Annotated in this window: 2 protein-coding genes and 1 pseudogene; all 3 read right to left on the reverse strand. The window is 37.9% G+C overall.

Going from position 1 to position 10,539, the window contains the following annotated elements; translation table 11 throughout:
* Positions 1-2,595 (reverse strand): annotated as a pseudogene (locus PVV65_RS08480) (hypothetical protein); the annotation flags it as partial.
* 814 nt (positions 2,596-3,409) lie between these two features.
* Positions 3,410-8,425: a Vomp family autotransporter gene (locus PVV65_RS08485; RefSeq protein WP_273789865.1), complete on the reverse strand. Its 5,016-nt coding sequence runs from the start codon at positions 8,423-8,425 to the stop codon at positions 3,410-3,412.
* A 666-nt stretch (positions 8,426-9,091) separates the two neighbouring features.
* Positions 9,092-10,539: Vomp family autotransporter (locus PVV65_RS08490; protein WP_273789866.1), on the reverse strand; the 1,448-nt coding region annotated here is incomplete at its 5' end.

Here is a 10,539-nt window from a genome sequence, read left to right on the forward strand (position 1 = left end):
AAAATCTACCATGCTGTTTATCCCTACAGCTTTAGCATTTTTACCATCAACAGAGAGTTTCCAACCTTGATCCACATATTTTTTCAAGGATTTCAACTGCGCAACATTCACCGCATCAACATCTTCAAGACCCGCTGCTACCCCTGTAATTTGCCGCGATTGCATTATAGAACTACCACCAACACTAACGGCACCTAATGTACTTTTCCATTCATAACTTAAACTGTTTGCTATTCGACCTTTCAAAGGATCATAACCAGTAATACTACCACCAACATCAGCTACAGAATACGCCCCTATAGCAACTCCTGATTCCACTTTTACTTGCGAGTTCAATCCCAAAGCCACAGACTTACCAGTAAGTGCAGATGCATTAGGACCTATAGCAACTGAAGAGACCCCATCAGCTATAGCATCTTTAAAATCGTTGCTAGTCGTGTTAATTTTCAAGCCTTTTATAGTCACCGCCTCTTGCATTTCTTTTAGCTGCGCAAAATTTACAGCGTCGGTACTTTTAGTACCAGCTTTTACACCGGAAAGGGTTCGTGCTTCGTTTGCGTTGTTGGCAATATTAATTTCATCACCTGCTACTTCTTTACCAATTGTGATGCGATTTGTTTTTTCATCTTTCTTAATAAGGCTTTCACCTTGTACATTGGTAATGGCTTTATTAATCTCCTTGGTAAAATTATTCTGAATATTCGTGAAAGAAGTACCAACACCTTCAAAAGCTTCCGCTACACTTGCATAGCTTTGTTCATCTTCCTTGCCATCAGAGTTAACAGTTTTGACTTTGAATTTTGCTTCATTCCATTGACCATTTCCAAAGTCAATCCCACCACCCAAATACTTTGCTATGTGGGTCGCTGTACTATTCAGCTGATTACCAGCGACTGCTTCATCTGAATTTGCACTGAGATCCCCGCCTAAGAGACCGGAAAGCTTCCGGGCTCCTTTATCCTTATTTAGAATACTGATTTCGGTGCCGCCGGTTCCTCCACCAATCGTGATAAGACCTGTTCCTTCATTACGCAGACTACGCGCTAAAGTCATCTCTGCTACTTGCTTAACAAGAATACTGTCTCTTACATCCTTAATTTCATTATTTGCTGCAAAAAGCTGGGAACCATTGACCGCTTCCGTCGATTCTGCTGTAAGTGCACCGTTTTTAATGCCTGTGATCTTCTTACTCCCAGCATCAATACCACTGGTGGTTACTTGCGGACCACCTGTAATTTTTAAACCTGTTGCGTCTAGAGTATTATCCCCTGCTTTTATGCTATCCAGTGTAAGGTTTTTTGCTAAATCAAATTTTACCTTATTGTCGTCTTTGCCTTTGGTAATGTTAAAATTTGTACTGCCAGCAGAAAAATCTATGTCACTGTCCATAACAACTGTTTTCGCATTCTCACCATCAACAGACAGTTTCCAACCGTTCTTTCTTACAACTTCTTCTAAGTCTTTTAACTGTGCAACATTCACTGCATCGACATCTTCACTACCAGCTGCAACGCCTGTAATCTGCCTCGTTATGTTATGACTAATATCACCAACACTCACTGCACCTCTCGTACTTCTCCATTCAATTCCGGAGTTTTTTGCTGGTCCCTGCAAAAGAGAAGCATAACCTGCAACATCAGCAGCCCTATCGGATATAGAAAAGGAACCTATAGCAACACCATCTTTAACCGACACTTTAGTTTGGTAACCTAAAGCAAAACTATACTCATCTAATGCATTTGCATAAGCGCCTAAAGCCATACCCTTCGACCCTGATACTTTTGAATAAAGTCCCATACCAATACCATACATACTTGATACCTTTGCGCCAGTACCTATAGCAATAGCGCTTTGTCCAGTCACATTTGCAGAATTACCTAAAGCAACAGAGCCTTCAGAGCCTGTTGCTGATACCTTTGCAGAAGAACCGATAGCAACCCCGTCAATTGCATTAACACTACTTGCTAAACCTATCGCTATACCTCCTGCAGCTATAGATTTTGCTGCTACACAATTAAGTCTATCATTAAGTCCACCATTTGGGTTCCTACATTCCGGGTCATCTCTGCCTATTGCAATACTTGAGTATTCAGTTGCTTGTGCTTGATTACCCAGCGCAACACCTTGATTAGCCCTTGTCTCTCGCTGCATGCCATCAACAGGAATAAGCCGCGTTGTCATTCCCCCCTCATTTATAGGCTTCGAAAAAACATTTATGGTAGACCTACTTTTCTCCAAAAGTGTATCATTTAGGAAATTTGCATAATCACTAGAAGCTTTAACTTTTTCTGCGCCTACTTTTGCGCCTACTTTATTGAGTGCTGTTACATAACCTGCCTTAGATAAATCAGAGGCATCAACATTGTTCTGACTATCATAAGCAGAAGTAATCCTTTTATCGTTCCCTTGAGAATAAACTGCTGTTGCCTTCTCCATACTTTGAAGAACTTGTGCTATTGTATCAAAACTTTTCGCATAAACAGGCGAAATATTTGATAAAAATATAACCGCCACAGCGAATGAGAAAACTCCAACAAAAGAAAAACGAGAAACTTTCAAAGTACTCGCTCTTTGTGTGGCATGCATTTTTTTCATAACAAACTCTCCAATGAAAAAATTTGAAAAGCATATCAAAAACATAAAAAAGACATATTTTGTTGCTAACCACTTGCTCAGTTGAAATCGAAAATTGAGGGTGGACGCTTAAAAAGGGGTATGTTGAGTCTTTTTGTCTGTTTTATATGTGCTTTCTGCGATGACGTCTAAATGCAAAAATTTAGAAATATGTTATGTGAACATAAAGGATGTATTTAGACTTTAATGGAATTAAACTTACGGTTTATCATCTAGGCTTTAAAGATAGATATTTAAGGGATTTAAATATTAGAGGCATTTTAATTTTTAGAAAATTAATCACGTGATAAGGAAACGTAAAAAATGTTTATTATCTTGTAAATTTTTTCATACTGAAAAGTTATATTTTCTTTGTGATTTAAGTAAATAAAAGTCGAAATATTTAAGAAAACCTTAAGCTCTTTATAGAGTACAAGATAGAGGTAACGTTCCTCTAGTTAATATTTTTCTTTATTACGCATTACTTCCCCCTCTTGAATTTTTATTTGATCAAAATGAGTCTTACTAAGATACTTTATGAGTCATATTCTTTCTATAATAAAATAGCAACAAAAAAAATAACAATTTTTATCAATTTGAATATATTTACAGAACTGTGTGATCTTTTTTCAACAATTGTAAGTAAAATACTTTAGAAAAATAATATGTATTTATAACTCGATTTATAAATAACTATAGTGCGTTATAAAGCTTATTGTAAAGATAAAATATTTTTAACTTTTCATACAGGAAAAATATAATTTCAAAACCCATCGAAAAACTTAACGACTCTCTATCAATTCAGTTTCACTCTTAAACCTGCTCCTATACCCCAATGTCCACCAGAACTTGTGGCTGATATATTCGATCGGATCTTCCCATTTTCAGACATGTAACCCGCTCCAATGGCAAATGCGGATTGATTGCGCCATACACCCGTCCCAATCGATAAACTTAAAGAGCCTGGTGTATCTTCATAACTCAAATTCGATACCGCTAAACCTACCGCTGCTGCCTGTTTGGATTCTTTGCGAATCTCCTTAATTTCATACCTTAACGCTTCAAACTTTATATCTGTGTAAGATTTTGTCTCATTAACAACATTATTGACCGTATTATTAACAACATCGTTAAAGCGCTCATCCGTATATCTCTTTGCATCAGAAAGAACCAGATTCATTTGCTGATCTGTATAGTCATACAACTGGCCGCCTGTAACGGCTTCTTTTGAACCACTTTCAATACGGCCATCCGCTACATTGTCTAATAATACTGGATCACTTTCACTCACACCAACTAATGTAACTTTATTTACCTTCTTTCCATCAGTTCCTTTATCATACTTAACCGCATCATTCGTAACGGTATTTTCAATATCTTTAACATGTTGGTCAATCGTATCTACCTTGTTTTCAACCTCTTTCACCTTCTCATTCGTTTTCCATAGCTGCCCCCCATTCACAACATCTTGCGAATTTTCTTCTATTTTGCCATCCGCTACATTGGTAATCTTACTCGAATTTCCATTATGGCTAGCGTCATACGCTCCTTTTTCTTCATTCCAATTCAAACTATTGGATGAGCCATTCTTTTCAACATCATGAATACGCTTGTTGATACTCGTCATATTCTTACTTACACCATCAAAAGCACTCGCAACATCATTATAGCTCTTCTTATCCGCAGAACTACCATCATCATTAAATTGCGTGACTTTGAATTCTGCTGTCTGCCACTTGCCATCCTTATAACCAGCACCTCCACCAAAATACGCCGCTAGTGCATTGCTGAACATATAAAGTTGCGAACCATTCACAGAATCTGTTGATTCTTCGGAGATTGCTCCTGCATGCACACCGGAAAGAATCCGCGCCACATTTTTACTGTTTGCAATACTGATACCAGTACCCTCTTTTTCTCCGCCAATCTTGATAAGCTTCGTCTCTTCATCCTGCTTAACAAGATTATCACTAACCACATTGCTAATCTCATTCTTAACTTCATTGTGGATATTCATGAAAGAAGTACTTATGCCTTCAAAAGCTTCCGCTACACTTTCATAGGCGTTTTCTTCAACTTCACTGCCATCAGATTTTATGGTTTTTATCTTAAAATTTGGAGCAGTCCATTTACCATTCTCATACTTAGCGCCACCACCTAAATAAGTAGAAAGCGCATTGCTTACAGAATAAAGCTGAGAACCATTAACGGCTTCTGTTGAGTCTTCAGAAATATCTCCATTGGCAAGAAACTTAATTTTGCTATTGGTTTTTCCCTCTCCATGCTGCGCTATAAAAGCCTTATCAGCTGTGCTCCACAACAAAGAATCCTGTGCAATACCTTGGGAAACTTGCTTAATCCGATCATTCACATTCTTGATATTCTCATTAAGCCCAGTAAAAGCTGCTTCAACATCGTTAAAGGTGCCCTCTTCTACATGCCCCTCTTTAGAAACCTTAGAAAGTTTATAGGTTGGCCCTGTAAATATATCGCTAATAAATTTTGCACCACCACCCAAGACTTTGACGACACTCTGAAATATTTTATTAATCTGCCCACCATTGATCGCATCATGTGATTGCTCATCAATGGCACCATCTTTCACATTATGAACTGCAACGGAAGCCTTGTCCTTACCTCCCAAAGTTACACTCGCATAATCAATTTGACCATCCTTTTGTTTATCATAATGAACAACAGCAGACTCATCAGACTGAAGATTGTTAGAAAGCTTCTCCAAACTTTCATCAAGCTGTTCCTTGTTAACAGCTTCATTATTGTGTGTTGCTGCTTTCACACCGGAAAGTACTCTATCCCCTTTGTCCTTATTGGCGATATTAATTTCTGTGCCTTCTGCTTTAGCACCAATCGTGAGAAGATGCGTGGTTTTATCTTGCTGAACAAAGCTTTCGCTCTCTACTTTGTTAATCACATTATTAACCTGTTCAGTCAATTGCTTCTGAACATTCGTTATAGAATCACCAACACCAGTAAAAGCAGCCGCTACATTGTCATAAAACTCCTCAGTCACAGAACTACCTTCAGAATTGAATTTCTTAACCGTGAATTTAGGATTTGTCCATTTTCCTTCTGCATAGCTAGCGCCACCACCAAAATATGTCGCAACCTCTGTACCCAATGTATGAAGCTGGAAACCATTTATTGCTTCTGTTGAATCTGTTGCAATTTTGCCACTTCCAACATTACGTAAAGCAACCGTGCCTTCCGAAGGTTTTCCAAAAGTCACACTGGTTTGTTTTTTACGAGCTAATCTCGTAAGTGCATGTGCGTCATCTGAATCTTCTTCTGTATCGTAATCATAGAAAACTGCTACAGAACGAACCTCCTCAATATCTTTAGAAAGTTTTGTCACATTCTTATCAAGCTGACCTTTGTTAACCGCTTCATTGGCCTCTTCTGCATCCTTAACGCCAGAAAGGATTCTATTATTACTTCCTTTATCCGCAATATTGATTGTAGCCTCTTCTTTGTCACCACCAATGTTAATATGCTTGGCCTCCTCATCCCACTTAACAAGGCTATCACCTTTTACACTCGTGATTTCATTCTTGATATCATTTTTAACATTTGTGATAGAACTACCAACGCCTGCCAAAGCTGCCGCTACATTCTTATAACTCTCTTCTTTTTCCTCACCATCAGCATTCACCTTCTTTATTGTAAAGCTTGGATCTGTCCATTTACCATCCTCGTATTTGGCGTTACCGCCAAAATACTTGGCCATATTCGTGGCAGCGGTTTTGAAATTATCGGATAAAGTTGTTACATTTTTATTTGTTGTAAACAACTGCGAACCAGTAACAGCTTCATTTGAAGCTTCTGACAGAGAAGCACTCTTTAGACCCGTAAGAGTACGCGTTCCATTATTTTTGTTGGTAATATCAATTTTATCACCATCGGTTTCCTTACCAATGGTGATGTATTTTGTTTTCTCATCTTGTTTCACGAAGCTACTGGCTGCGACTTGTTCTTTGACATCTTTTTCAACTTTTTGCAGTTGTCCAAAATTCACCGCATCGGTATCTTCAGTACCCTTTGCCACTCCTGTTATCTTTTTACTGCCAGCATTAACCCCAGAAGTGGTTATTTTCGGACCATTAGCAATCACCAACCCAGTTGCATCTAAGATGTTGTTTTCTACTTGTATTTTATCGACTGTAACATTCCTAGCTAGATCAAATTTTACCTTATTATCGTCTTTGCCTTTGGTAATGTTAAAATTTGTACTGCCAGCAGAAAAATCTATGTCACTGTCCATAACAACTGTTTTCGCATTCTCACCATCAACAGACAGTTTCCAACCTTTCTTTCTCACAACTTCTTCTAAGTCTTTTAACTGTGCAACATTCACTGCATCGGCATCTCCACTACCAGCTGCAACGCCTGTAATCTGCCTCGTTATATTCTTACTAGGATCACCAACACTAACAGCACCTAACGTACTTTTCCATTGAGCTTTGGTGTCGGTGGCTGATCCGTGCAAAAGAGAAGTATAACCTGCAACACCAGCAGCCCTATCGGATATAGAAGAGGAACCTATAGCAACACCATTATCAACCGACGCTTTAGATTGATAACCTAAAGCAATAGCGCCAACTGCCTTTACCTCTACCTGAGAGCCTATAGCAACACCATCTTTAAACGACACTTTAGATTGGTAACCTAAAGCAATACCACGCTCACCTGCTACTTCTAGGCCATAACCCAAACCAACACTATACCAATCTGATACCTTTCCATTAGCACCTATAATAGTAGAATAATGACCTGATGCCTCTGCTTTTAAACCTAAAGCAATAGCGCTAGTTTCCTTTGCATTTGCCTCAAAGCCTAGAGCAAAAGCGACGTCTCCTGCTGCATTTGCATTCCTACCAACAGCAACTGAATCTTGCCCACTTACCTTTGCGTTAGAACCTAAAGCAATAGTGTTAGTTGTCTCTGCCTTTGCGGAAAAGCCTAGAGCAAGAGAGTTTGATCCTGCTGCATTTGCATAAAGTCCCATAGCAATACTATTCGCATTTGATACCTTTGCGCTGCTACCTATAGCAATAGCGTTTTGTCCAGTCACATTTGCATAATTACCTAAAGCAACAGAGCCTGCAGAGCCTGTTGCTGATACCTTTGCAGAAGCACCGATAGCAACCCCTTCAATTGCATCAACACTACTTGCTAAACCTATCGCTATACCTCCTGCAGCTATAGATTTTGCTGCTACACAATTAAGTCTACCATTTGCATTCCTACATTTCGGGTCATCTCTGCCTATTGCAATACTTGAGTATTCAGTTGCTTGTGCTTGATTACCCAGCGCAACACCTTGATCAGCCCTTGTCTCTCGCTGCATGCCATCAACAGGAATAAGCCGCGTTGTCATTCCCCCCTCATTTATAGGCTTCGAAAAAACATTTATGGTAGACCTACTTTTCTCCAAAAGTGTATCATTTAGGAAATTTGCATAATCACTAGAAGCTTTAACTTTTTCTGCGCCTACTTTTGCACCTACTTTATTGAGTGCTGTTAAATAATTGTCTTTTGAAATAGAAAAAGCATCCAAGCCACTGTTATAGGTATTATAAGCAGAGATAACATTTGGGGGCGAAACTATAAAAGCGCTCTCGACACCTTCACGAAACACTTTGCTTATATCAAAATCTGCTGAAAAACTAAGAGAAACGTTCGATAAAAGTGCTACCATTGCAGTCAACGAAATCTCCATAACTAAAGGTAGCGAATAAGGAGAACGAAGGCATTTCAATTCTCTTGTCGCTGATGTGGTATATAACTTTTTCATGATATCCCCTCTAAAAACATATTTAACATAAAAAAGACATATTTTAGCGTTATAGAGTTATAGGTTTAGTTTTATGGTTGTTCTGTAAAACGTTAGGTTGACATATTTAGTAAAGGCACTAGTTAAAGCGTTAGTGGGATTGTGGTTACGAATATTAATCATTTTTGCCTGCGGGTTGGAAATTTTGCAATTAGTCTAAATATAAAGAAAAAGTTTTTTTATTTAAGTGAGAGTAGACTTTTTAATTCGATAAAAGAGTTAAGTAGTAAAGTTTAGGGTGGTTGTATTTTTATCATAAGAAGCCTCGTAAGCTTTTTGTGATTTTTTTTTGTTACTGTAATGAAGCCAATTAACCTTAATTTATTAATTTAAAATAAGAACTGTTTTTCTTTGTAAAAGATTTCTTCTAGTAAATAAGGAATTTTTTTACTGGAATGAATCTTATTAAATTAGATAGCAAAAAATCTTTTTTCTTCATATATTTTTCTCTGACTCACTATAAAAAAACACACTTCAAGGTTGTTGAAGTGTGTTTTTTATTAGCAAGATTATGAAATATGGCTTCTGTAAAATTTAAGTGTAATACTGTTTTGACTTATTATAAAATTTTCGCCCCTGCCTAATGAGACAAGAGCGAAAATTCTGTTAAATTTTATTCTCTTCGTATTATTTTATTTTCAGAGTTATTGCACCGCCTACTCCCCAATGACCACCAGCACTCGTTGCAGATAGATTAGAGCGAATTTTTCCATTTTCAGACGTATAACCAGCGCCAAGAGCAAATGCAGATTGTCCACGCCACGTGCCACTACCAAATGAGATACTCAAAGATCCAGGATCGTCGAAGTAACGTAGATTGGATACTGCCAAACCAATGGCTGCTGCTTGCCTTGCCTCTTTACGTACATTCTTAATATCATAAGTTAAAATATTAAACTTCATATCTGTATATTGGTCAGCCCGATCAACAGCATCATCAATGGCATTAATAACGATATTCTTCACCTGACTATCCGTATATTTTTTTGCATCATCGAGAACTATCTTCATTTGCTGTTCAGTATAGTCATGCAGTTGTCCACCATTAATAGCTTCTTTCGAACCTTTCTCAATGCGACCATCAGCTACATTATCAATCATAACAGGTTCACTAGGATCTCCACCTTTCAAAGTGATTTTATTGGTTTTTTGACCAGTTTTATCTGTGTCATAGCGAACAGTATCCTCAGCAATATTGTTAATTCTATTATCAATATTATCAACTTTGGCATCAATATTGAGAACTGTGTCACCAATATCAGCAATAGTATTAGAAATGTTATCAACTCTATTTGAGATATGCTGAACATCTTTTTCAACACCAGAAATACGCTCATTAGTCTCCCATAATTGTCCTCCATTTACAACTTCTTTTGAACCTTTTTCAATTTTACCATTGGCAACGCTATCAATCTTGCTTGCTTTGCCTTTATGACTAGCGTCATACATCCCTTTCTGCTCATTCCAATTTAAACCATTAGAAGAGACATTCTTTTCAACATTTTGAATGCGGTTGTTTATCTTCGACATACTATCACTTACACCGTCAAAAGCACTGGCAACGTTATTATAGCTTATCTTCTTATCAACAGAACCATCAGCATTGAATTGCGCAACTTGGAAATTAGGAGCTGTCCATTTTCCATCCTTATAGCCAGCACCACCACCAAAATACACAGCAAGTTGATTACTCATCAAATAAAGTTGATTGCCTGTAATGGCTTCCATTGAACCCTCTGAAACCTCTCCATCAACAAGAAACTTCAGTTTGCTCTTGCCTCTTTTGTCGCCTTTTCCATGAAGAGCTACAAATGCCTGATCATCATCGCTCCACAACAAGGCATCCCCTTTAACTTCTTGAGTAATATTCGTGATTTTTTCATTAACATCTTTGACTACATTCGTCAGATGCGTATTCACACTCTTCACATTCGCATCAAGACCATCCAAAGCAGAGCCAACGTCATAATAGTTCACTTTTGCTACCTGACCATCTTCAACAATAGAAGATAAACTATATTTTAGTCCTTTAAAGGTACCATTCTCAAATGATGTATCTCCACCAAAATAATTCG

Origin of the sequence: Bartonella sp. ML70XJBT, assembly GCF_028618425.1 — a bacterium.
In the GTDB taxonomy this organism is placed as follows: Bacteria; Pseudomonadota; Alphaproteobacteria; order Rhizobiales; family Rhizobiaceae; genus Bartonella.

Bases quoted from the DNA above. Each gene is read 5' to 3' on its own strand.
- PVV65_RS08485 (WP_273789865.1), bottom strand. From the start codon at position 8,425: ATGAAAAAGTTATATACCACATCAGCGACAAGAGAATTGAAATGCCTT.